Consider the following 24,781-nt stretch of genomic DNA (forward strand, 5'->3'; position numbering starts at 1 on the left):
GCATGGGATATCAGCAAAAGTTGGAGCTATATCAGTATTCGGTAGAGATATCAGTAAAAGTAGGAGCTATATCAGCACATGGCATGGGATATCAGCAAAAGTTGGAGCTATATCAGTATTCGGTAGAGATATCAGTAAAAGTAGGAGCTATATCAGCACGGGCGTGAGATATCAGTAAAAGTAGGAGCTATATCAGCACACGGCGTGAGATATCAGTAAAATTTGATACTATATCAGCACACGGCGAGGGATATCAGCAAAAGCTGGTATTATATCAGCACTCGACGTTTATATTAGAGGCCAGACGCAAGTTCTCATCATATTTAAACAAAAAATAAGACTGATCATGGATACAGCCTTATTCTTTGTCGGTTGCTAATTTATTTCTATTTTTAGTTCCTGGTGGTTGTTCTAACCAATTGTTTGCAATCATGATGTCGGCTCCACTTTTGGCAAAGCGAGACACTTCTAGGGACAAACGTTCATAGTTTACCACTAAGTCACTGCGTTGGCTTTTGGCTGTAGAAGTGACGTAATTTCCTATTCCGGAAGACATGAGAAGAGACATTTGAAACATCGTTAATCTGTCTGAGAATGTTTGCGTTGTTGAGTCGCTGATTCCTACATCAGGTACCTGTGCTGCTTCAATATCGTCCTTCATTAATGTATCTACAAAAATCTTAATGTGTTTTTTCGAAATATCTCTTCCTCGTATCATAAAATCCTGTACTTCTTTTAATGGCGACGTTTGAGCAAAAGAAAGGCATAGTTTCATACCTACGGAGTTAGTTGTAACATTTTGATACAAATAAGTAATTTCAACAGCATTTAGAGGCCTTTTTTCACTAAAAGGATTTAACCCACTAAAATACTTCTTACTATCGATGTAGTCAACTTCTTTTGGAACTTGAATATACGGATGTCTAGCATTTAATCCTTTTAAAAGACTAGTATCAATCGATTGTTCGAAGAGAGTAGTGATTTCTGATAATGCCTTTATAAAATAATTACGTATGTCCTTTCTATAACTCAAGGAAATAAAATCACTATAAGCCTTCATGCCCACTTTTGCCATATGGTTCACGTAGCTTAAACAAAATAAACCAGTATAGAGCCAAGGAGCATCCATGTTAACGTCCTTTTCTTCGGTAAAACCATTAGGAAGAGCATATTCTTCTTTATTAAAAATGGTAACTAGCTGTTTTAAATGACTCGATGATATATCATAAGCATATTGAACAACAGGTTTTATATCTGGATCTTCTATATGCTTTAGCATAAATCCTAAAATACATTTTTCCATGCTATCATTCATGTACCCAGTCCAAAGTGAAGCAATTTCGGCAGAGGTTAGCTTTGCATTCATTTCACCATTCATTTAAATCCTCCTGTAAGCGTTAGGATATGTTTACTATCTACTATAATGAAGTAAATTATGAGTGTATTTTTACGAAACACTTATTTTCCCATTCGATAATTAGACAATGCCTCCATTACTTCCGATTGTCTCCGTTTCGCCAAATTAATATTGGCACCGTACACACTAGGTGATTGTGGTAAACCTGCCAAGAAAGTTGCTTCATCATAATCAAGTTCAACAGGTAATTTACCAAAATAGTAGGTACTTGCTTCTTTTATTCCGTAATTACCTTCTCCATAATAGATGATATTAACGTATAGTTCTAAAATATCATCCTTGCTATAGATTCTTTCTAGGTCAAAAGCAACAAAAAGTTCCGCTACTTTACGGATAAAATGTTGTTCATTACTAAAGTAAAGATTCTTAGCAACTTGCTGTGTTAATGAGCTACCACCCTCTTTAATTTCCTTTGCTTTTAAATTGACAAGGGCTGCGCGAACGAGTGAAATAAAATCAAAGGCACCATGTTCATAGAAACGATGATCCTCTACAGCGACAACCGCATCTGTGAAATCAGGAGAAATTTCACCCAATGGTACAAAGCTGTCAACTTTTTTAACCGATTCTACTTTTTCTGAGATAGGTATTTCGGAAATAGCTTCTTTGTATTGAAAGTAACCTATTAAACCGATTGCTATTACAAAAAGAATGACAAGGGCGATTCCTAGTTTGAATAGTTTTTTTATCCATTTCACTATCATTACCTCAACTTATTTTGATATATAATTTTAGTATAACCAACGTTCTGAAACTTGATAAATGATACGGTCGGAATGACTTAACTTATTCTCTAACAAAAAGTAGTGAAGATTGTAAACTCTTATAATAACATTGTTTTTGGTAAACTTAACTAATGGAGTTGAATGTCGAAACAAAGGAGTGAACGATAAATGAATCATATCAATTGGATGGAAGAAGTGCTGAAAAGAAAAGAAGATTTTATAAAGGATTTACAAGGACTTTTACGAATCAAAAGTGTGTTGAATGAAAACGATAAAAACCCTGAAGCACCTTTAGGGCAAGGGATTAAGGATGCTTTGGAATATATGCTGAATATGGGGAATAAAGATGGATTTATCACAAAGAATGTTGGCAATTTGGCAGGTCATCTTGAAATGGGACAAGGAGATAAACTTATTGGTATTTTAGGGCATGTTGATGTGGTACCAGAAGGAGATGGCTGGAGTGTCGATCCGTATGGTGCAGTGATAAAAGATGGAAAGATTTATGCGCGAGGCTCTAGTGATGATAAAGGACCAACGATTGCAGCATATTATGGAATGAAAATTGTAAAAGAATTAGGTCTGCCACTGGACAAAAGAGTTCGTTTAATTGTTGGAACAGATGAGGAAAGTGACTGGAGATGTGTGGAACATTATTTTGCAGAAGAAGAAATGCCAGATATGGGCTTTGTGCCTGATGCGGATTTTCCTATCATATTTGCGGAAAAGGGAATTTCTGATTATGACATTGTCCAAGATATCGGTACTAGTACTCCAAATGCCGACTTTAAATTGCTATCATTTCAATCCGGCCGTAGATACAATATGGTGCCAGATTTTGCAGAGGTTCATGTACAAATGAACTCTGATTTAGGAAAAATCGATCAGGAATATCGAAACTATCTCAGGGAGTGGGAGTTAGAAGGAGACGTTTCTGCAAATGGGAATGAACTCACTTTGACATTAGTTGGTAAAAGTGCGCATGGTGCTGAACCACGAAATGGGAAAAATGCTGGTATTTTCTTGGCTAAATTTTTACGAAGCTTAGGATTGGACGCACAAGGGAAAAAGTTTGTAGAAACTATTTCTTCCTTCTTTAATCAATCGCGTGGGGAAGTTTTTGGCATTTCTTATCAAGATGAAGAATCGGGAGAGTTAACCATCAATGTTGGAATCATGAATTATACAAAAGAAAAGGGCGGCCATATTGGATTAAATATGCGCTATCCTGTAACATTTGATATAGAAAAAGGAAAAGCGAAAATAGAAGAAACCTTAAAGAAAAATGAACTAAAAATGGAAAACTTTACAGATTCTAAGCCAACTTATGTGAAGAAGGATGATCCACTTATTCAAACATTACAGAGGGTATACGAGGAACAAACAGGGGAAAAAGCAGAACTTCTTGCTATTGGTGGAGGAACTTATTCACGTGCCTTGGATCATGGTGTTGCCTTTGGTGCATTATTTCCTGGACGTGAAGATGTGATGCACCAAAAAGATGAATACGCCATCGTGGATGATTTATTAAAAGCAACAGCTATTTATGCACAGGCTATTTATGAACTGGCAAAGGTATAAAACGAAAGGAGAGGAAAAAATGAAATACGCAGATACATGGGATTTGGAAAGTATTTTTCCTGGTGGTACGAAATCAGAAGAATTGCAGAAAAAAATAAAATCGGTTGAAACAGATATTCAAGCTTATCAAACGTTATTAAGGGATTGGGATTTTCAAGAAGATCCGTCCGTTACAACCTTTAAAAATATTTTAAATAAACGTGAAAAGATTGCTAAGGGATTAGGTCAATCTTCTACCTTTGTACAAATGACACATGACGCATACATGGATGATGAACATGCTAATGTGGTAATGGGACAAATCATGGATTTGTTTAGTGAAGTGCAAAAGTTATCAACAACCTTTACTAAAAAACTGGTAAACATTTCAGATGAGGATTGGCAGAAGCTTTTGAATGATAAAGAGTTAAAGGAAATATCCTTTACCTTAAATGAAATGCGTGATGAAGGAAAACGCCTTTTATCAGAAGAAGAGGAAAAAATTATTGCTGAATTAAATAAAGATGGTTTAGCAGCTTGGAGTCGTCTTTATGATACGGCCGTGTCTATTATGACAATTCCCTATAAAGATGAAGATGGAAAAGTAACGGAATTATCTGTTGGACAAGCTATGAATCGAATGTATGCAGATCCCGATCCTCAAGTAAGAAAGCAGATTTTCGAGGAATGGGAACTTGCTTGGACGAAGTATGCTCCAATTTTTGCGGATACGATTAATCATTTGGATGGTTATCGAATAACGTTACAAAAAGCACATGGGCGAAAGGATCATCTAGAGGAGCCATTAGAGTATAATCGGATGTCTAAAGAAACCTTAGACGCGATGTGGTCTGCTGTTGCTAATAATAAACAACCGTTCCTCGACTTTTTAAACCAAAAGGCAACTCTGTTCGGGATGGACAAATTAGGATGGCAGGATGTGGATGCACCGGTTACGCTTGAAGATGCGAAACCAACTCGTTTTACGTATGATGAGGCATGTGAGTTTGTTATTACTAACTTTGCATCCTTTGGTCCTAAGCTATCTCGTTTTGCGAAACATGCTTTAGAAAGCCGTTGGGTAGAAGCAGAGGATAGGCCAAATAAACGTCCTGGAGGTTATTGCACGAGTCTTCCAGAGTTTGAAGAGTCTCGGATTTTTATGACATTCTCAGGGACTCCAGCAGATACGAGCACCCTTGCTCATGAATTAGGACATGCCTTCCACAGTGATGTCATGAAGGATATTCCAAGTTTAAATCGTCAATATGCGATGAATGTGGCAGAAACGGCAAGTACATTTGCGGAAACCATCATTGGGAATGCGACGATAAAGAATGCCAAAAATGATGTAGAAAAGATTTCCCTGTTAAATTCTAAGTTAGAAAATGCTACGGCAATGTTTTTGAATATCCATGCTAGGTTCCTGTTTGAAAATGCGTTCTATGAGGAGCGCTCCAAAGGAATTGTTTCTGAAAAAAGACTAAATGAATTAATGGTTCAAGCACAAAAAGAAGCGTATGGTGATCGTTTATCAAGTTATCATCCCCATTTTTGGTGTAGTAAGCTTCACTTCTTTATTGATGACGTACCTTTTTACAATTTTCCGTATACATTTGGTTATCTATTTAGTTTGGGAATTTATGCGAAATACTTAGAACAACCAGAAGGATTTGAGGATAAATATATCGCCTTATTAAGGGATACAGGATCGATGAAGGTGGAAGATTTGGCGGAAAAACATTTGGGTGTTGACCTAACCAAACGGGATTTCTGGGAAGCAGGAATTCAGCTAGCAGCAAAAGATGTTGAGGAATTTATTGAATTGACAAATGAAGTAAAAAATAAGTAGAGGATTAAGGTGCTACTCCCGTTGCAGAGCACCTTAATTTGAGTAACATATAGAAGGCAAGCAGCGGGTAGACAATTTAGGGAATCTATTTGGTAACTTAGATTGTATAAGAAGAGGGTATTTACAAAACTAGAATAAACGTTTACTATGAAACATGCATTTAAAGAATTAAACATGTAGGTAAGGAGATTAAACATGGAATTTATTGAACTACTAAAAGCCATCATACTTGGGTTGGTGGAAGGATTAACAGAATTTGCCCCAGTGTCCTCTACCGGTCATATGATTTTAGTGGATGATATGTGGTTAAAGTCTACCGATTTTTTAGGGAAATATGCAGCTAATACATTTAAAATTGTTATCCAGCTCGGTTCCATTTTAGCCGTGGTGGTTGTATTTAAAGATAGATTTATTGATTTACTTGGACTCAATCGGGTTTTTAATAAAAAAGAACAGGCTAAAAGTGGTCCACATTTAAAACTTACACACATTATAGTTGGTTTGTTACCTGCAGGAATTTTTGGATTACTATTTGAAGATTACATTGATGAGTATTTATTTACGACGAAAACGGTTTTAGTTGGTTTACTTATCGGTGCGATTTTTATGATTGTAGCGGATTTATTTCGTTCTAAAAATCCAAAGGTCGTTTCCGTCGATCAAATTAGTTATAAACAAGCCTTTTCAGTAGGGTTGATTCAATGTTTATCATTGTGGCCTGGATTTTCTAGATCAGGTGCAACGATTTCTGGTGGGGTATTATTAGGTATGAATCACCGTACGGCATCTGATTTTACTTTTATTATGGCTGTTCCGATTATGGCTGGAGCAAGTTTCTTGTCATTATTAAAAAACTGGGAATACTTTACACTGGAGGCATTACCATTTTTCATCGTTGGGTTTATTAGTGCATTTGTGTTCGCCTTAGTATCCATTCGCTTTTTCTTAAAATTAATTAATAAAGTTAAATTAGTTCCGTTTGCGATTTATCGAATTATTTTAGTAATTGTTATTTACTTTTTATATTTCTAATAGACTGACCCTGATTTCGTTCATCATTTTTGTGCGGAGTTAGGGTCTGTTTTGTGTAGTAATATAATGGAATAAACGCTGTATTACGTTTTCCATCAAAGGGTAGAAGTTCAAATAATAAGGAGCAACGTATTCGTTGCTCCTATTTGTTTTTCTAATAAGACTTACATTTTAATCGCAACTTTTCTCGTCAATAAACGAATGATCCAGACGGTGAAAACAATTAATAACAATAATCCTAGGACGGTCACCCCTTGTGGAAGAGAGTCCAACGTTGAAAAACGATCAGACAAAGGTAAACCTAGTGAAATTCTAAGGAAATAATCTTTTAACAAGTTAATCATAATAGCTACTAGAATAAACAGTAGACCAGTAACGGTACCAAATCGGTAGAAACTTGCACTAATGAACCAACCAATTAGGTAAAAGATAAAGAGTTGCAAACTGAAAACACCTATAGCCAAAATCCAGTTACTTCCGGGATCTACATATGGGGTTAAAATAACAGACAGCACCAAATCCCCAATAATATTACCATCTACATCCGATACAACTTCATTAATAATATCTATTCCACGGAAGTTTATGTTTAGTAAAGTCGTTACAATAAACTGTTCAACTATAGATATAATTGCTGTGATAATCGGAATTGCAAGAGATAATCCAACGGAAGCGAGAAGCGCCCCTTTAAAATAATCCTTTCTAGTAACCCCGTTTTCTACATAATAAGGAAGAAAGTATATGGCTAGCAGTCCAATGATAATCATAAAAATATTAGAAGCAATTAACACGGATGCATAATAGCCGTCCGCTTCAGTTCCCCGGACAAGATTAATTACGATTTTAACAATGTTAATGATAAACATGACACCTAAAAATCCGAATGTCCATATCATTTGCGCCCAAAACATGTCACGTGCCACTTTAGGAAAGTTTTTCATCGATGTTTTCCTCCTCTGTTAAATGAATGAACAAATCTTGCAGGGATATTGGTCCAACTTCAAGACCTTGTTCCATTGCCATTTTTCTCTCCTGGTTAGTTAGTTCACCATATATCATGACGGACTTTGTATGACCTAATTGTTCTTCGTTAAGTTGCATTTTCGATTGGACAAATGTCTCCACTAAATCCCTATCTCCGGTAATCGTAGCCCCTTTTGAAAGGAGTGAGTCATAATCCTCTTGTAATAAAATTTTTCCTTTGTTTATGAAAATCACTTCATCAAATAAGTAATCCATTTCAGAGACAAGGTGTGTAGATAGGATAATAATTCTTGGATGATTTTCCTGGTCTTTTAATAATTCCTTATAAAAGATATCTCTTGCCGGAGCATCCATACCAAGGTAGACTTCATCAAATATCGTTATTGGAGTTCTACTTGCTAACCCGACGACGACATTAACAGCAGATTGCATACCTTTGGAAAACTTGTTAATAGGCTTTTTCGTATCAAGTTTAAATTGTTGGATTAAATACTCTGCATATTGCATATCAAAATTAGGTCGGTATCGCTGTATACCTTGTAACAACTCTTTTATATTGTCTGATTCATCTTTATAATCCTTATCATAAAGAAAGGCAACATGCTGCATGATTTTGGCATTTTCAAAAGGAACTTCCCCATTGATTGTAACCGATCCCGATGTTGGTTCACGAAAGGAAGCAATAATAGATAGAAGAGATGTTTTACCTGCACCATTTCGACCAAGTAATCCGTATAATTTCTTTTCATTTATTTCAAATGTTATATCCTCCAATGCCTTATGATTTTCAAAATGTAAACTTAATTGATCCACTTTTATATTCATTCCGCCTCACGCTCCTTTACATTTTTTATAAATTGAATGATTTCATTTTCTGTGATTTCCAATTTATTCGCTTCATGAACTAACTTCACCACATAATCTTCCATAAAAGATTCTTTTCGTTTTTGGATAAGCATTTCTCTCGCTCCTTCTGCTACAAACATACCGATTCCTCTCTTTTTATAAAGAATACCTTCATCAACTAACTGGTTCACACCTTTTGATACGGTAACGTGGTTAATTTTGTAAAAGTTAACGAGTTGATTGGTTGAAGGTGCTTGTTCTCCTTCTTTTAGTTGATGTTTCAGAATTTGATCTTCAATTTGTTCACGCACTTGTAAATAAATTGGTTTGTCTTGATTAAACGTTTTTCTCAAGATTATCGCCTACTATTCCTTCTTATTGTTTACGATAATATGGTTATATAGTTATGTATATAACTATATCGGTATTTATTTCCCTGGTCAAGAATAATTTGTACGTCAATTAAATTGGTTAGGCTTATCCAGTTTCGTAAGCAGCTACAGAATAAGAAAAGTCTTTGAGCTCTCCACTACGAATATTTGAGTTGGGGATCGAAAGAATACTCCCACCTCAAGCTTCTGAGGAAACAAAGAAGGTAGGTAGGAGTCTTATTGCCTGTAAAGGTCCGATAACCATCAGTGGGAGTGAAGGAATAAATCCCCACTAATGGAAATCTTCTTTTATGAGCATATATGTTGAATTAAGTATTTATGAAATGATAATATGTTAATTAAAGATAACGAAAGCGTATCTGATTATAGGTAGGATGGTGTAAATATGGGATTTTTAGATAAATTTCTCAGAAAAAATGATAAGGAGATGGAAAATATGTCAAATGTTAAGTTAGCAGTAGTATTTTATTCAATGGGTGGAACAAACTTTCAAATGGCGAAATGGGCTAAAGAGGAAGCAGAAGCAACAGGTGCAGAAGTTCGTTTATTAAAAGTTGAAGAGTTAGCACCAGATTCTGTAGTGGAAGCAAATGAAGGTTGGAAAGCTACAGTAGAAGCTACAAAAGATGTGCCAGTAGCAACTTCAGAAGACTTGGAATGGGCAGATGCAATCATCTTTAGTGTACCTACACGATTTGGAAATATGGCATCTCAAATGAAACAATTCATTGATCTTCAAGGCGGACTTTGGGCAAACGGGAAGACAGTAAATAAAGTGGTAAGTGCGATGACTTCTGCACAGAACCCACATGGTGGTCAAGAAGCAACCTTGCTATCTCTTTACACTTCTATGATGCATTGGGGAGCTATTATAGCGACACCTGGATATACAGATCCTGTATTGTTTGGTGCTGGTGGTAATCCATACGGAACAAGCGTAACAGTCGATCAAGATGGTAAAATGGTGGAAGATGTAGAAGCTGCTGTTAAACATCAAGCGAAGCGTACGGTAACTATTGCAGAATGGGTTAAAAAAGGAAATCAATAAAGAATAAAAAAAGGTGTTAGCTGATATAAAAGCTAATACCTTTTTTTATTCCAATGTCGACATTTCCCGGGAAATGTCGACAATATTTTTCATGATACAATAGGCTATGCGTTTAATCTAATAATGCCCGTATTTCTTTTTTCTCCATAAAAAATAGGGGATAAGACTTAATAAAATACCCAATATTATAGCAATAGTGCCTATAAGGACAGTATCCGTCATCATTATTTCCACGATATCCCAAAAGGTTATGTCTTTAACGAAAACTTGGTACGGGTTATCCACGTTATAAATGATTGGTATAGAATCTGTATATCTGTTATAAGTGGGCCAAGTAACTCCCTTAGCGATAAATATGCTTTCATCCTGATTAGCTGGTCGATACATTAACGAAATGTAATATTCATGGTCTCCATGTAAAGACGAATTTAAATCAACATCTTTATCCAATATAAGTGCATTAGCTTCTGCATGATTGTCTCCGAAAAATCTTTCGTAGCCATTTTCCAATGCATCTTTTCCTTCAGTAAAGGAGAAGTAAAACAAAGTTGCAACGATTCCTCCAAATATAACAAAGGTTATTATAAAATTTCCAACCTTTTCTAAGTGTAATACTTTAGCTATTATCCCGAATCCTTCTCGAATGGGCTTAATTTTCATCATCCAATATAGAATATAGCCAGCTGGATAAAGGCTAAAGATCATTAATAAAATGTAAAATATATGAATCTCTTCTTTTAAATGGCTTTCTAAATAAAACTCCCCATCCGCTTCAAAGCCAGCAATGGAATCGCCAACCTCTGCTCTTTCAAAAAAATCCTGACTTACTCTTATCATGGAGGAATTGTATTTTGTGGGAACATGGCTTTCAGGGATTGCTTCTATTTGAATGGAAAATTCTGGCCCCTCTAAAAGATTAACTACTGCAAATTTTCGTATGACCTTCATTTCAACGATGTTGTTATTTGCTTCTTCCATGAATTCCTTATGTTCTAACCAGTTTCCGTAAATCGTAATTAATAAGAATATAAATGCGAGAAAGGCAAATAACCTTGACCATATAAACCCCTTTTTGTTGTTCTTCATATTTGTCTCCTTTAACTATTAAATTCTCTTATATGTATATTACTTATTTTATAACTATTGTAAATAGTATTCCAAAAAGTATTATAATAGGTACAATATGGAAAATAGGAAGTGAAACGTTTGAAGATCATCGATGCTCATATTCACTTAGATTTCTATAATCAATATGAAATAAATCAAATACTTAATCTAGAGTTTTTAGAGGCATTGGTATCCGTATCTACTAATCTTAACTCATGTAAGAAAAATCTCCAGTTATCTTTGAATAATCGGAAAGTGAAAGCTGCATTTGGGTTTCATCCAGAGCAACGGCCACCAAATGAGCAAGAATTGGAGAGCTTAATTAAATGGATGAAGAAGCATAAAGATGTAATGATTGCAATTGGTGAGGTAGGCCTGCCATATTACTTGAGTAAGGAAGGAAAAGTTTCCGAAAAAGAATTTCAGTTATATGCTGAATTGCTTGAAGTATTTGTTAAACTGGCAAAAGAGTGGGATAAGCCAATGGTTATACATGCTGTTTACGACGACGCTCCGATTGTTTGTGATCTTTTAGAGAAGTATTCTGTAACCAAAGCACATTTTCATTGGTTTAAAGGGGATGAAGCTACTATTGCTAGAATGATTGAAAATGGCTACTATATCTCCGTTACTCCAGAGGTCGTATATAAAGAAAAAATTCAGAGGCTAGTTCAAATTTATCCCATTGATCAAATGATGGTGGAGACAGATGGTCCTTGGAAATTCGAAGGCCCATTCGTAGATAAGAAAACAGAGCCAACTATGATCAAACAATCTATATCCACTATAGCAAGATTAAAAAGTCTTTCAGAAATAGAAGTTGCAGAAAAAGTATTAAATAACACAAAGCAATATTATGGATTCTAAGGGGGAAGCATGTTGAAGCCAATCTTTTCAATCATTTTTATATCCTTTTTATCATTAATGGGATGCAGCTCACAACATGATGAGACGATGACTTTATTAGATGAAAAAGTTGTAGAAGTTAAGGTCTCAGAATCAAAAGGGTTAGGTGGTATGAACGAGGATATTATATATTCGTTTAAGGATCAAAAATCTTTGAATATCTTTGAAACGGCTATTCGAACTGCAGTAGAGCAGCCGGGAGAGAAGGTTGTTTCTGAACCTGAGTATGATGTAATGGTTGAATATAAGTCATCTAACGGTGAATTCCCAACTCATGGTTTGCATTTATGGTTAGGAAAGGAAGATGAAGTAAGCACGTTCGTTTACATAGCAGATGATGTTGTGTATCATACTTCTCCTAAGATGACGAATAAGTTTAGAATGTTGTTAGTGGAGAGTGAATAAAGAATTATATGAATGGGATGAATGAAATGAGCAAAAACAAAGAGATAGTTGTAAGGTTTCATTTTGGTTTTCTGATTAGGCTTGCCTTCCATTGGAATTTAAAACATATTAATCAAGATTAATACTGGGAAGTTAGATAAGGGAGGATATGATTGTTTAAAATAATCATTTGCACCTTAAAAAGAGATGATCGGAAGTGATGTGCATGATGGATACTTTACTAGTCATCCATATTCTAACTGGTATTCTTTGTTTAATAACGGGTGTATTCGCCATGATTGCTAAAAAAAGAAGAGGAAAACATACGAGATTTGGACAAATTTATCATTTGTCCTACATCGGTGTATTTTTAACAGCTATTTTCATGTCTATAATAAACTGGGAAGAGAGCCAGTATCTATTCTACATTGCTTTGTTTTCTTATAGTTTAGCTTTAATGGGTTTCCTGTCTGTTAAAAAGAAGAAATCGAAAAAATGGTTATCGATACATTTAGGTGGAATGCTAGGTTCTTATATTGGAATAGTTACAGCAACGTTAGTAGTTAATATACATAAGATTCCATACTTAAATGAATTTCCTGTTCTTATTTTCTGGTTTTTACCGACCATCATTGGAACACCTTTTATAGTTATGGTAGGTAAGAAATATGGGCCAAAGCCTAGAAAAATGATCAAATAACTGAAACTTTTCTTCATGAAACCCGTAAGGATGGTAACAAGTATTATTCTGTAATAAAGGAGGAACGTCACTTGGTCTTATTTTTAGAACTGATATTTTTTCTAGCAATCGGATACTATATTTATCAATTTGTTCAAGTGTTATTTCGATTAGGTCATCACGTTGTTTTACCTATATCGGAAAAGGAACTATTAGGGATTCGAAAACATCCAGATAAGCTAATTTATCATCCAATATTTTCTCGGCAAAAAAGAGGAATTATTTTCTATTCTTGTTTGCTTCTTTTTATTGTTACCATGTTTTTCTTATTATTTTTTTTCCGAGAAGAAGATAGTATAAATTGGCTGTTAAATGTCATGTTTTTACTTCCTTTGACATACTCCGATGATATTTTGAATTTATTCGCAATCGTGGATGACGGCATATTATCAGGAAACCGGTTTATTTCCTGGAATAAAATAAAAGATGTTCAATTCATTCCGATTGATATGAATCATAGATTTTATGGATTTAATAAGGAAGTGAATAACGGGTATGAATTAAAGGTAAAGGGTAGGTTCAGATCAACAAGTTGTGTTGTCATGTCAGATGAAATGAAAGATAAGTTAACAGAAATAATTAGTGAAAAAGCTAATATACAGGTAAATGAAGCGATGAAAGAAGTATCTATAAAATGATGGAGAAGCTAGAAAAAAAATATTAGTCTGAAAAAATCCGAACTATGATCAAAAATCTTCCATTAGAATTTGAGTTAGTTCGGATTTCTCTTTAAATACTGATATCCCATTCACGCAATGCGGATTCTAAATGTTAATCCACGTTATTTTTCGTTCTCCATAGTTGTTCAATAATGATGACTAAACCTGTTCCGACAATTAATCCGTTACCCATTACGTTTTGCACGATCATTGGTAAATCAGCAAATACTTCAGTTGGTAAGAACATAATTCCCATTCCGATTAAATAGGAGACCCCAAGTATAGTTATTTTTCTTGAGTCCAATTTTACTGATGTTAAATTTTTCACTGCTAACCCAACTAATTGAACGAAAGAGGCCATTATTGCTGCATTCGCAATCGGACCCGGAAGGCTAGATATAAGTGAAATGACCGGTGGGAAAAACGTAAAGATAATTAACAGTATCGTAGCGTAAACAAAAGGTTTCCTACGTTTTTGACCGGTTAAAGCCATAAAGCCAGAAGTAGTAGCTAATGGCACATTTGCGATTCCGGCAAACCCTCCAGCTAATCCATGACTAATACCAGAAAACATTGTTCCTTTGTTTATTTCTGTATTACTGTCTTTCGGTTGTCGACCTAGTATTTGATTGGCTGCCACAATGGAAGCAACTGTATTAGAAATAACAATGACTGCTGTAAAAAAGGCGATTGGAATTAGACTTATATCGAAAATTGGTGTTCCAAAGGCAAATAGTTCAGGGAATGAAAACCATGAGACATTTCCCGGATGGTTTTCTGTTCCGATAACTATGGCATAGCCTACCCAACCAATAACAATTCCAATGAAAACTGCATAACTGCTTAACCAACCTTTAGCGAAGGTTGATAATCCTAGAATGGTAAAGAAGGTAATAAATGCAAGGATTGCTTCTGTTAACTGAATGGTATTGGAATCCCCTTGTAGGCCTAACATCCCGCCCAAAAAGGTACCACTTAATTGAACCGTTAATAGTAGGAAAAAGGTTCCTGTAACTAACGGTGTGAAAACAGGTAAGATTTTCTGTGCGAGTTTTAAGAAACCGAATAAAAATAAAAAGAGCCCTGTTAAGAGCATAAGGGTTTCTAATGAACGTAATGTATCGGCTAAAGAGTTTCCATTTTGTAACCCCGTTACGGCCATGACAGAAAAAATACTAATCCAAATTCCCGCTGGACCCTCCATAATTGGAAGTTTATGGCCAAATAAAACTTGAAGTAAAGAAGCAACGCCTATGGCAAAAAAGGAACGCTGCATTAACCCAGATACTTCGATAAAATCCATCTGGTAAATGGCTCCAATTACAATGGGCATAGCAACAGAGCTTGCAAGTAAGAAAACGAACCATTGAACGGTTTCCATGGTTGTGCTTGCAAAGTTAGATTTATTCAATTCAAACACTCCTATTTCTGTAAAGAAACTATTAATAGTAATATTTTATCATTAGTTTTCTATATTTGGAGAAAAAAGTATACGAACCATTTGATTCACGTTCCAAAATTAATCTTAATATGTCATAATTCTGCATGATTTGCTATAAAAAGAGTATGCTTTGTTTTCATTTTGCGTATTTAGTAGTATGATAAAATAGTAATGGAAAATTATATACGAAATGGAATTAGGTGTCTAATATAGACTGAAAGTGAGTGTTCAAAAAGGGAGATGAAAAGGACCGAGGTCGGCTAACTGCGCAACGTCCTTTTGCAACGCCGATACTAGCACGTCCTGTGCGTCGCAGTTCGAGGCGGTGTAGCTTTCGTTACCGGAACGTATGCAGTAAATACGTGAGGAACGGAAAAGCAAGCATTCATGCGAAATGCGAAGTGTCATTTTCACCGGACTTTTTGAACAACCTCTTAAAAGGGAAGTTGGTGCAAACCCAACGCGGTCCCGCCACTGTAAATGGGAGCGAACTACAAATACCACTATACGTTATGTATGGGAAGGTGTAGTAAGCAATGATCATGAGCCAGGATACCTGCCTAATTCAACGCACTAGTACCTACGAGGATGGGAGGAAGGTGGTGACAGGATTATACTATCTGGAATTATCTGCATCTTTACGTTCATCTGTAGAGATGTTTTTTGTTTTACAAAAGTATTTAGCAGTTAGGAAAGCATAAAAATCTTTTCCATCTGGGGATCCGATTACTCGCCCCACCGTAAAGATTTTCATGAGTGCAACTAAGGCATTCATCCAAAAGTATGGAGAATGCCAAGTTTTCTAAGGGGGATTTGTAAAGAATGAAAAAGTTAATGTCGCTTTTATTTTTAATGTTTTTCGCAATTGGAATGATTGCTGGTTGTGGTAGTGAAGAACCAAAGGATGCAAACACTGATAATAATGCTGAAAATACAGAACAAGCGGAACAAGCAGGAGATCAAGCATTCCCAGTAACCATTACGGATGCAACAGACCAAGAAGTAACGATTGAGAAAGAGCCTGAAAAAATCGTTTCTCTAATTCCAAGTAATACAGAAATTGCCTTTGCATTAGGCTTAGGTGATAAGGTAGTTGGAGTATCTGACAACGATAATTATCCGGAAGAAGTTGCGGATATTGAAAAAATTGGTGGAATGGAATTTAATATTGAAAAAATTATATCTTTAGAGCCTGATTTAGTATTAGCACATGCTTCTAGTATGGGAAGTTCTGAAGAGGGATTTCAACAATTAAGAGATTCTGGTATCCCAGTTCTTGTTGTAAATGATGCAACAAATTTCAATCAAGTATATGATACGATTCAAATGATTGGTCAAGTAACTGGTACCGAGGAAGAAGCGGAAACAATCATAACCGATATGAAGAATGAATTTGATGATATTCAAGCAAAAGCAGAAGAAGTGGCAGATAAGAAATCTGTTATTTTTGAAATTTCCCCTGCGCCAGAAATTTATGTAGGTGGAAAAAATACATTTATGGATGAGATATTAGCCACAATAAATGCAGATAACGCTATAGAGGAGGAAGGTTGGCCTAAAGTAGATGAAGAAACATTGTTAGGCTATAATCCTGATGTCATCATTACGACGTATGGTGAGTATACAGAAGATGCTATAGACCAAGTGAAGGAAAGAAAAGGTTGGGAAGATGTCACTGCAGTTAAGGAAGACCAAGTATTTGATGTCCAAACTGATCTTGTAAGTCGTCCAGGCCCAAGACTTGTTGAAGGAGTTAAAGAAGTTGCGAAAGCAGTTTACCCTGAAATATTTAGCGAAGAATAAGATTCTTGCCTATACATTAGCAACTATATTTACGATTCTTTCTTTATTATTGGGGATATCTATCGGTACGGTTTCTGTACCAATAGTAGACATCGTTCAAATTATTGGTGCAGAAATCTTTCATTATTCTATTGATCATATTGACCCGATGTATCAAAGTATTGTATTAAATATTCGATTGCCAAGAGTCATCTTAGCAGGACTTGTTGGGGCGGCACTAGCCATTGCTGGTGCTGCCTTTCAAGGTCTACTTAGAAACCCATTAGCAGATCCTTATACATTAGGGGTTTCTTCAGGTGCCTCAGTGGGTGCAGTTGTCACCATCTTTTTTGGTATTTCCCTGCCATATATTGGAGCATTCACCTTACCATTTTTAAGCGTTGTTTTTGCCTTTATTACTATTTTTCTCGTTTTAACATTTGCTCGTAAAATTGATCGTTCGATGAGAGTGGAAACGATTATATTAACAGGTGTTATTTTTAGTTCCTTTTTAGGTGCCTTTATTTCGCTCATGATATCACTCACTGGTAATGAATTAAAGCAAATTATTGGCTGGCTTTTAGGGAGTGTCTCCATGCGGGGATGGGATTATATTAAAATTATTTTGCCATTTTTTGTACTAGGTTCTGTGTTATTAATGGCGAATGGTAGAGAATTAAATGCGATGTCATTCGGTGAGGATCGAGCACAATATCTAGGGGTAGATGTAAAGAAAAGAAAACTAGTAATTTTAACGGCTGGATCGATTTTAACAGGAGCAGCAGTTGCCGTATCAGGAACAATTGGTTTTGTAGGGTTAGTCATTCCACATTTAACTCGGAGCTTATGGGGACCTGATCATACGCATTTACTTCCATTATCCATGTTAACAGGAAGCGGCTTTCTAATTTTGACAGATTTGATTGCAAGGACCATCATTTCCCCGACGGAATTACCAATAGGGGTCATAACAGCATTAATTGGCGCTCCAGCGTTTGCTGTTATTTTAATCAAACGACGTGTTCAAAAAGGAGGATGAAAAGGACCGAGTAGTTCGAGGCGGCTTAGCTTTGAGGAACGGAACGTATGCAGTTAATACGTGAGTACCGGAAAAGCAAGCCAACGAAGAAATGCGAAGTGTCATTTTCACCGGACTTTTTGAACAACTTCTCAAACGGAGACAACGATAGAAAGAAGGGTTACAATGCTTGAAGTACAGCAAATATCAGGTGGATATTCGAGTGAATCGGTTTTAAAAGATATATCTTTTCATGTTGCTAAAGGGGAGCTCTTTGGCATCTTAGGACCGAATGGAAGTGGAAAAACGACTTTACTTAAAATGATTAGTGGATTACTACCTTTTAAAGAAGGTAGTATTTTTATAAAGGATAAGAAACTATCACAGTATTCGCAAAAGGAATTGGCTAAAATTGTTGCTGTTCTTCCACAGCATTCTGAACATGCCTTTTCTTATACGGTTAAAGAGACAGTTTCTCTAGGGCGCTATGCACACCAAAGTGGTTTTCTTCAAATGTGGACAGAGACCGATGAGAAAATTGTTCAAGAAGTAATGAAGCAAACAGGGGTAGATGTTTTGCAAAACAAAAATCTTGGGCAACTTTCAGGGGGGGAGCGTCAAAGGGTCAATCTTGCTCAGGCTCTTGCGCAAGAACCAGAAATTTTATTATTAGATGAGCCGACGAACCATCTAGACCTTTCTTATCAAAAAGAATTATTAGATATTTTGAAAACATGGACAAGGGATGGAATGCTTACGGTTATTTCCATTTTCCACGATTTAAATCTAGCTGGGCTTTATTGTGATCGTCTTTTGCTGCTTGAAAAAGGGATGATTAATATTCAGAATAAGACAAATGAAGTGTTGAAAGAGGATCGAATCCAAGATGTGTATCAAACAGATATTAAAAAATTCGCCCACCCAAGAGTACCAGCTCCACAAATTACATTACTCCCTAAATGGGAAAAGGAAGAAGTAGAAGCAGTGAACATTACTGCTGACATGCTACAACATCGTAAACATCATATAGTACTCCGGTCACCAATTCCCCTAAAAACCATGTCATCTGGTGTAGTTGGATCAGGATTAGGATGGAATCAGACATTTGTTAATCGTCATGTGGACAAAGGTTACAGTTGTAGTAATCACCGAGAAGAAATGATGAATTATTTACGTGAAAAAGGTTTTGATCCGCTTGAAACAGTAGGGATGATGACTGCTGTTGTTTTAGATGACGTGTCTTATAAATGGATGGAACACGGTGGGCTATCCATTTTTGTCGTTGTCACTGCTGGTGTTGGTAATGCGGTGGATGCTACACATAGTGAAAGCCATTCATCCGAGTTTATTCCTGGAACGATTAATACATGGATTTTTATTAACGCAAAAATAACGGAAGAAGCCTTTATTCAAGGGATGGTAACGGCAACGGAAGCAAAGGTTAGGGCCCTTGAGGATCAAAAAGTAATCGATTCTGTTACGGGAACCTATGCAACCGGAACGTCCACAGATAGTATTTTAATAGCTGCAACCCAAAGAGGGGAACAGCATGACTTTGCAGGTACCATCACCGCATTAGGTAAGTTAATTAGTAAAGCAGTTTATTGGTGTACAAGAGAATCTATTCAAAAAAGTCAAAAGAGGAAATAGGAATGATTGTGTATCATTTGATAGCCATAACATTAGCAATTCTTATCGATTCCATTATAGGTGATCCACCCTCATGGCCACATCCTGTGAAATGGATGGGAAGTGGAATTTCTAGAATGGAGAAGAAATGGAACCGGGGGAAGTCACGAAAATTAAAAGGAATCATCATGGTATTAATGATGATAACAGTGACTTTCTTTATAACGTTTCTACTAGTTTGGGGCTTCTATCATATTCACGTTATTGCCGGTATTTTGTTAGAAAGTATTCTTATTTCCACAACAATTGCTCGAAAGGGGTTGAAAGATGCGGCTTTAGAAGTCTATGTACCTCTTAAAATGGGCAATTTTAAGGAAGCAAGATTAAAATTATCGTACATTGTTGGTAGAGACACGGAAACTTTGGGAGAAGAAGAAATGGTTAGAGGTACCGTGGAGACGGTAGCAGAAAACATAAGTGATGGGGTGACTGCACCATTGTTCTGGGCATTAATTGGCGGTGCACCACTCGCTCTAGTTTACCGTGCTATCAATACATGTGATTCTATGGTAGGTTATAAAAATGAAAAATACGGGGAGTTCGGTTGGGCGTCAGCAAAACTAGATGATGTGGTAAATTGGATACCAAGTCGGTTGACCGGTTTTCTTATATTGATTGCTCACCAACCAGCACATATGAAAGTAACAAAAGCATGGGAAATACTATTTCGTGATTCAAGAAAACACCCAAGTCCAAATAGTGGATGGCTTGAGGCCTCGGTAGCTGCGTTATTGGGTGTGCAACTTGGCGGCATCAATTATTATAAGGGTGTCATTTCTAATAGAGCGAAAATGGGAGAGCCGATTATCCCTTTGCATAAAGATCATATTATAGAAACCAATAAAATCTTAACTCGAACGACTATTGTTTTTTTAGTTGTTTTATGGATTGGAGGGGGCGTCATTGAACTTACCGCAACATGGTTCTAATCCCCAATATGTATATCAAGAAATGGGAATAGAAAAACCGGATCAAATCATGGATTTAAGCGCAAATATTAATCCGTTAGGTCCACCTAAGCATTTGGAGCAAAATTGGATGAGTTTTTTTCAAAAGATTAATGATTACCCAGATCCTTACTCTCTTTCATTGAAGACGATGATTTCGGAAAAAAATGAGATAAATATGGACTCCGTTTTAATAGGAAATGGCGGAGCTGAATTGATTTCTCTAGTGGGTAGATTGTTATTGGAAAAAAACGTTCTTATTACCGAGCCAGGATTTTCTGAATATGAAAAGGCTTGTCAGGCCAATGATTGTCGAATTTATTACCACTACTTAAAAGAGCCTCATTGGGAATTACATATCCATGAAATAAAGGAAAAGCTAGAGGCAATAGATGCTGTATTCTTATGTAATCCGACGAACCCAACTGGTGTTTTTTATTCTTATGACACCATTGTCCAATTATTAGAAGAATGCAAGAAGGCGAATGCGTTACTTATAGTCGATGAGGCATTTTACGATTTTGTGGAGGAATATACTCCAATTGCGGCTCTGATTAATGATTATAAAAATTTAGTCATTCTTCGCTCCATGACAAAAATGTTTGCCATTCCGGGCCTGAGATTAGGATATATGATGGCTCATCCATCGGTTGTGGAGGAAATATCGGTTTACCAATCCCACTGGAATGTTAATGCATTAGCGATGACAGCAGGGGAATTATGTTTACAAGACGAATCATTTGTACATAGAACGGTTCAGTATATAAAGAAAGAGCGAACAAGACTATTTGCGTTTTTTGACAAGGAAAGCTTTGTATATTCACCTTCTAAGGTTAACTTTTATTTATTGAAAGAACCGAAGAAGGATTATATGGGGGAATTATTTGCTTACCTTTTAAAAAAGGGGATTGTACCTAGACATACATGCAATTTTCCTGGAATAGAGGGAAAATGGCTAAGATTTGCGATTAAAAGTATAGAGGAAAATAATCAACTTATGGAGGCGCTAAAAGAATGGAAACAACAACTTCCATAACGTTTATTACCGGTGGCGTTCGAAGTGGCAAAAGCAGTTTTGCAGAAAGAATAGCCATTCAAAAGGCAGAGGAAATAGGCGGTTCCTTACATTATATCGCTACCGGTAGAGCAACAGATTCTGAAATGAGACTAAGAATTAAACGACATCAGGAAGATAGAAATAAAAGTGGTCATTCATGGAAAACGTGGGAAAAGGAAACAAATATTTCCACCCTAGCTACAGAATTTAATAAGAAAGATGTCATTTTGTTAGATTGTTTGACGACGATGTTATCGAATGAATTATTTGCTCATGAAGCTGATTGGGTGGAGCAGCGTTTGGAGAAAAAAAAGGTTTTCCAAAGAATTTGGCAAGGGATAAAGGAAATAGCAGATTATAGCAATCAAGTGGTCCTTGTTAGTAATGAAGTATTAAATGAGCCTATCCTTCCCAATGAATTATTGGTGACCTATAGTGAACTACTCGGGAAATTACATCAAAAAATAGTTCGTTACGCTGAAAGTGCTTATTTAGTAGAAGCAGGAGTACCTTTACTAATGAAAATGCATGTTCAAAAGGGAGGATAATAACGGACTTTTTAAACAACCATTGAAAGGAGAAAAAGGTATGAAAGGAATCATGATACAAGGAACCGCTTCGGATGTTGGAAAAAGCCTCATTACTACTGCTCTCTGCCGTTTATTTGCACAAGAGGGTTTGAAGGTTGCACCATTTAAATCTCAAAACATGTCTAATTATTCCTATATACTTCCGGGTGGAAAGGAAATAGGACTTGCTCAAGGTGTTCAAGCAGAGGCTGCAAGGACAGAGGCTTCCATTTGGATGAATCCAATATTATTAAAACCTAACTCTGATACACAATCAGAAATCATATTACTTGGAGAAACAGTAGAAACACTTTCCGGAAAGGATTACCGAAATCAATTTTATGATAGGGGATTAGAAGCGGTTCGAACCTCTTTAAGCCATTTACAAGGGGAATTTGATGTTGTCGTAATTGAAGGTGCAGGAAGTCCGGTGGAAATAAACTTGAATGATCGAGAATTAGTTAATATGAAGATTGCGGAATTAGCTGATGTCCCCGTACTTTTAATAGCAGACATTGAACGTGGTGGAGTCTTTGCTAATATTGTAGGAACATTAGAGCTACTTTCCCCTATGGAAAGGAAACGTATACAAGGGATTATGATTAATAAATTTCGCGGGGACATTTCACTTTTTGAAGATGGTGTACAATGGTTAGAAGAGAAGACTGGGGTTCCCGTTCTTGGTGTCCTTCCATACATGATGGATCATGGCATTCCTAAAGAAGATTCATTATCGTCACAAAGGCTGGACCAAGCGGTGCGGGTTAAGGAAGAACAATATGATTCTCTAGCATTCGAAGTAAAAAGACATCTTAATTGGGAAAAAGTAAAAGACATTTTGAACGGATGGAACGGGGAATGAGGAAATTTATTACAGGTTTTCTTATAACGATTCAATTTTTAACAGCTCTACCAATAAAGAAATCATTACCGATGGAGAAGGATTATATTGAAAAAAGTATTCAGTCCTTCCCATTGCTAGGGTTATTTCAAGGAATCCTTTATAGTGCTCTATTATATTTTCTTTTGGAATGGACTCCTTTTTCAACATTAGCAATTGCCTTTATTATTTGGCTTGCTACCATCCTCATCACTGGTGGTATTCATTTAGATGGTTGGATGGACATGAGTGATGCCTATTTCTCTTATCAAGATAAAGAAAAAAGACTAGAGATAATGAAAGATCCAAGGACTGGTGCATTTGGAGTCATGTCTCTACTAGTTTTACTAAGCAGTCGACTTTTATTTATTTATGAAGTGATCCAATTTGCAAAGCTATACACATTCCTTCTCATCATTCTTATTCCTTTTCTAAGTAAAATAGTGATGGGATTGGTGTTACTGCTTATTCCAGCAGCGAAGAAGGAAGGTTTGGCTTCTTTTTTTAAAAATGCGGCAAAGAAAAATACATTATATATATATCCCATTTATATCATTGTCTTATTTGCACTTATATGTATGATTGATCTTACGTTTATTCTCCCGGTACTTTTATTTGTCCTAGTTACGGTGGGATGTTATTTCTTTATTCGCCAAAAGACAGTAAAACATTTTGGGGGAATTACAGGTGATATTCTTGGTGCTTCAGGAGAAGGGACTGAAAATATATTATGGATGACGTTGTGGCTATTACATTATTTCGCCATGGTTTAACGGAAGAAAATAAGCGACAAGCTTACGTAGGTTGGACCGATTCCGTGCTAACAGAAGAAGCGAGACTGGCACTATCTTCCATTAGACTTCAGGCAAAGGACTATGATTTATTTATTTCCAGTGACCTTAATCGTTGTGTAACTACCATGAATCTATTATTTCCAAACATAAAGCCTATCAAATTAGCCGAATTAAGAGAAATGAATTTTGGTATCTTTGAAGGGAAAACATATGCGGATTTAAAGGATGACATGAATTATCAGCGATGGATAAATCAACCGTTTAAGGAAGTCATTCCTGGTGGGGAGTCATTTCAATGGTTTACATATAGAGTGGATAAAGGATGGAATCGAGTTGTGGACATGATATTCAGAAATCATGCTAAAAATGTATTTATCGTTACACATGGTGGGGTCATTCGATATTTACTGACTCGTTATAGTGAAGAAAAGAAGGAATTTTGGGATTGGAAAATAGAACATGGGACCGGATATGTTTTGAAGTTTCGTAAAACAGATTTAAGGAGGGGAGAACCATGCATTTCGTTACAGGAGGTGCCTTTAACGGGAAAAAGGCTTGGGTAAAAGATAATTATGCTTGCGCTAAATGGATATCCTTCTATGATGGAGACAAGTTACCAAAGACTTTGGAAAATTCTTCTAGCCAACGTATTGTGTTTGAAGGAGTGGAACGTTGGACAAAAGAAAGCTTGGAGAAAATGACTATCGATGAAGCCCGAGCGCATTTAAGAAATTGTCTTGATCAATGGTTGGAATGGGAAAATGCTAAGGCCAATAGAAGCATGATTATAATTGGAGCAGACATCATGAAGGGAATCGTTCCAATGCAAAAGGAAGAAAGAGATTGGCGTGATTTGACAGGTTGGTTTTATCAAGATTTAGCGAGAAGAAGTAAACGGGTGGATGTTATTTGGTATGGAATAAATCAAACTATTAAAATGGGGGAGTGAGGGA

25 protein-coding genes and 1 riboswitch are annotated in these 24,781 nt (G+C 36.2%); of the genes, 18 read left to right on the plus strand and 7 right to left on the minus strand.

The window, feature by feature from the left end:
* Positions 1 to 358 precede the first annotated feature (358 nt).
* Both ACFQ18_RS11590 and ACFQ18_RS11595 read right to left on the minus strand, forming a co-directional pair.
* Positions 359 to 1,378 (minus strand): DUF3231 family protein, encoded by a 1,020-nt coding sequence (locus ACFQ18_RS11590; RefSeq protein WP_145523722.1) that lies wholly within the window; start codon positions 1,376 to 1,378, stop codon positions 359 to 361.
* Positions 1,379 to 1,458: 80 nt separating this feature from the next.
* Complete coding sequence (locus tag ACFQ18_RS11595) at positions 1,459 to 2,121, minus strand: biosynthetic peptidoglycan transglycosylase (protein WP_047184367.1); 663 nt, start codon at positions 2,119 to 2,121, stop codon at positions 1,459 to 1,461.
* Positions 2,122 to 2,310: 189 nt separating this feature from the next.
* On the opposite strand from ACFQ18_RS11595, the gene pepV reads away from it, so the two are divergent.
* The 3 genes from pepV to ACFQ18_RS11610 all read left to right on the plus strand — a co-directional run bounded on the left by pepV (position 2,311) and on the right by ACFQ18_RS11610 (position 6,586).
* Positions 2,311 to 3,723, plus strand: coding sequence for a dipeptidase PepV (pepV, locus tag ACFQ18_RS11600; RefSeq protein ID WP_060668764.1), 1,413 nt, complete (start codon positions 2,311 to 2,313; stop codon positions 3,721 to 3,723).
* Between the two features lie 19 nt (positions 3,724 to 3,742).
* Positions 3,743 to 5,554 (plus strand): M3 family oligoendopeptidase, encoded by a 1,812-nt coding sequence (locus ACFQ18_RS11605; RefSeq protein WP_047184365.1) that lies wholly within the window; start codon positions 3,743 to 3,745, stop codon positions 5,552 to 5,554.
* A 195-nt stretch (positions 5,555 to 5,749) separates the two neighbouring features.
* Positions 5,750 to 6,586 (plus strand): undecaprenyl-diphosphate phosphatase, encoded by an 837-nt coding sequence (locus ACFQ18_RS11610; protein WP_047184364.1) that lies wholly within the window; start codon positions 5,750 to 5,752, stop codon positions 6,584 to 6,586.
* Between the two features lie 164 nt (positions 6,587 to 6,750).
* On the opposite strand, the gene ACFQ18_RS11615 is transcribed toward ACFQ18_RS11610, so the two are convergent.
* The 3 genes from ACFQ18_RS11615 to ACFQ18_RS11625 are packed head-to-tail and all read right to left on the minus strand — an operon-like array spanning position 6,751 to position 8,769.
* Positions 6,751 to 7,527, minus strand: coding sequence for a hypothetical protein (locus tag ACFQ18_RS11615; RefSeq protein ID WP_047184363.1), 777 nt, complete (start codon positions 7,525 to 7,527; stop codon positions 6,751 to 6,753).
* Complete coding sequence (locus tag ACFQ18_RS11620) at positions 7,511 to 8,395, minus strand: ATP-binding cassette domain-containing protein (RefSeq protein WP_204798355.1); 885 nt, start codon at positions 8,393 to 8,395, stop codon at positions 7,511 to 7,513. Before ACFQ18_RS11620 ends, ACFQ18_RS11615 begins: the two co-directional genes overlap by 17 nt.
* Positions 8,392 to 8,769, minus strand: coding sequence for a GntR family transcriptional regulator (locus tag ACFQ18_RS11625; RefSeq protein WP_047184361.1), 378 nt, complete (start codon positions 8,767 to 8,769; stop codon positions 8,392 to 8,394). The genes ACFQ18_RS11620 and ACFQ18_RS11625 overlap by 4 nt, the downstream gene beginning before the upstream one ends.
* Positions 8,770 to 9,244: 475 nt before the next feature.
* Between ACFQ18_RS11625 and wrbA the strand changes: the two genes are divergently transcribed.
* The gene (gene wrbA / locus ACFQ18_RS11630) at positions 9,245 to 9,856 is read left to right on the plus strand and encodes an NAD(P)H:quinone oxidoreductase type IV (RefSeq protein WP_047184397.1); all 612 of its coding nucleotides are present in this window, start codon (positions 9,245 to 9,247) and stop codon (positions 9,854 to 9,856) included.
* Between the two features lie 117 nt (positions 9,857 to 9,973).
* On the opposite strand, the gene ACFQ18_RS11635 is transcribed toward wrbA, so the two are convergent.
* Complete coding sequence (locus ACFQ18_RS11635; protein WP_204798357.1) at positions 9,974 to 10,942, minus strand: hypothetical protein; 969 nt, start codon at positions 10,940 to 10,942, stop codon at positions 9,974 to 9,976.
* 111 nt (positions 10,943 to 11,053) lie between these two features.
* On the opposite strand from ACFQ18_RS11635, the gene ACFQ18_RS11640 reads away from it, so the two are divergent.
* From ACFQ18_RS11640 to ACFQ18_RS11655, 4 genes are all read left to right on the plus strand, one after another.
* Positions 11,054 to 11,830 (plus strand): TatD family hydrolase, encoded by a 777-nt coding sequence (locus ACFQ18_RS11640; RefSeq protein ID WP_111014464.1) that lies wholly within the window; start codon positions 11,054 to 11,056, stop codon positions 11,828 to 11,830.
* Positions 11,831 to 11,842: 12 nt separating this feature from the next.
* Positions 11,843 to 12,274, plus strand: coding sequence for a hypothetical protein (locus ACFQ18_RS11645; protein WP_047184358.1), 432 nt, complete (start codon positions 11,843 to 11,845; stop codon positions 12,272 to 12,274).
* Positions 12,275 to 12,473: 199 nt separating this feature from the next.
* Positions 12,474 to 12,953 (plus strand): DUF2306 domain-containing protein, encoded by a 480-nt coding sequence (locus tag ACFQ18_RS11650; RefSeq protein WP_047184357.1) that lies wholly within the window; start codon positions 12,474 to 12,476, stop codon positions 12,951 to 12,953.
* 71 nt (positions 12,954 to 13,024) lie between these two features.
* Positions 13,025 to 13,630 (plus strand): hypothetical protein, encoded by a 606-nt coding sequence (locus tag ACFQ18_RS11655; RefSeq protein ID WP_060668766.1) that lies wholly within the window; start codon positions 13,025 to 13,027, stop codon positions 13,628 to 13,630.
* A 133-nt stretch (positions 13,631 to 13,763) separates the two neighbouring features.
* On the opposite strand, the gene ACFQ18_RS11660 is transcribed toward ACFQ18_RS11655, so the two are convergent.
* Positions 13,764 to 15,062: a purine/pyrimidine permease gene (locus ACFQ18_RS11660; protein ID WP_047184355.1), complete on the minus strand. Its 1,299-nt coding sequence runs from the start codon at positions 15,060 to 15,062 to the stop codon at positions 13,764 to 13,766.
* Between the two features lie 412 nt (positions 15,063 to 15,474).
* Positions 15,475 to 15,670: riboswitch (cobalamin riboswitch) on the plus strand.
* Between the two features lie 244 nt (positions 15,671 to 15,914).
* Here ACFQ18_RS11660 and ACFQ18_RS11665 point away from each other — a divergent pair.
* From ACFQ18_RS11665 to ACFQ18_RS11710, 10 genes are all read left to right on the plus strand, one after another.
* A complete protein-coding gene (locus ACFQ18_RS11665) occupies positions 15,915 to 16,895 on the plus strand; it encodes an ABC transporter substrate-binding protein (protein ID WP_047184354.1) in 981 nt (326 codons plus the stop codon).
* A complete protein-coding gene (locus ACFQ18_RS11670) occupies positions 16,855 to 17,913 on the plus strand; it encodes a FecCD family ABC transporter permease (RefSeq protein WP_047184353.1) in 1,059 nt (352 codons plus the stop codon). The genes ACFQ18_RS11665 and ACFQ18_RS11670 overlap by 41 nt, the downstream gene beginning before the upstream one ends.
* 165 nt (positions 17,914 to 18,078) lie before the next feature.
* A complete protein-coding gene (locus ACFQ18_RS11675; RefSeq protein ID WP_047184352.1) occupies positions 18,079 to 19,542 on the plus strand; it encodes an adenosylcobinamide amidohydrolase in 1,464 nt (487 codons plus the stop codon).
* Positions 19,543 to 19,544: 2 nt separating this feature from the next.
* Entirely contained in the window at positions 19,545 to 20,510 is a 966-nt protein-coding gene (gene cbiB / locus ACFQ18_RS11680; RefSeq protein WP_060668769.1) for an adenosylcobinamide-phosphate synthase CbiB, read from the plus strand.
* On the plus strand, positions 20,485 to 21,564 hold the full coding sequence (gene cobD / locus ACFQ18_RS11685) for a threonine-phosphate decarboxylase CobD (protein WP_083452582.1): 1,080 nt from the start codon (positions 20,485 to 20,487) through the stop codon (positions 21,562 to 21,564). Before cbiB ends, cobD begins: the two co-directional genes overlap by 26 nt.
* A complete protein-coding gene (locus tag ACFQ18_RS11690; RefSeq protein ID WP_204798358.1) occupies positions 21,543 to 22,133 on the plus strand; it encodes a bifunctional adenosylcobinamide kinase/adenosylcobinamide-phosphate guanylyltransferase in 591 nt (196 codons plus the stop codon). Before cobD ends, ACFQ18_RS11690 begins: the two co-directional genes overlap by 22 nt.
* 40 nt (positions 22,134 to 22,173) lie before the next feature.
* Positions 22,174 to 23,016, plus strand: a complete 843-nt coding sequence (locus tag ACFQ18_RS11695; protein WP_204798359.1) for a cobyric acid synthase — start codon at positions 22,174 to 22,176, stop codon at positions 23,014 to 23,016.
* Positions 23,013 to 23,807 carry an adenosylcobinamide-GDP ribazoletransferase gene (gene cobS, locus ACFQ18_RS11700; RefSeq protein WP_047184349.1) on the plus strand — a complete coding sequence of 265 codons (795 nt, stop codon included), beginning with the start codon at positions 23,013 to 23,015 and terminating at the stop codon, positions 23,805 to 23,807. The genes ACFQ18_RS11695 and cobS overlap by 4 nt, the downstream gene beginning before the upstream one ends.
* Positions 23,777 to 24,391, plus strand: a complete 615-nt coding sequence (locus ACFQ18_RS11705) for a histidine phosphatase family protein (RefSeq protein ID WP_240473257.1) — start codon at positions 23,777 to 23,779, stop codon at positions 24,389 to 24,391. Before cobS ends, ACFQ18_RS11705 begins: the two co-directional genes overlap by 31 nt.
* The gene (locus ACFQ18_RS11710; RefSeq protein ID WP_047184347.1) at positions 24,343 to 24,777 is read left to right on the plus strand and encodes a bifunctional adenosylcobinamide kinase/adenosylcobinamide-phosphate guanylyltransferase; all 435 of its coding nucleotides are present in this window, start codon (positions 24,343 to 24,345) and stop codon (positions 24,775 to 24,777) included. Before ACFQ18_RS11705 ends, ACFQ18_RS11710 begins: the two co-directional genes overlap by 49 nt.
* The last annotated feature ends 4 nt before the right edge of the window (positions 24,778 to 24,781 follow it).

The organism is Oceanobacillus caeni, assembly GCF_042678465.1.
GTDB lineage: Bacteria > Bacillota > Bacilli > Bacillales > Amphibacillaceae > Oceanobacillus > Oceanobacillus caeni.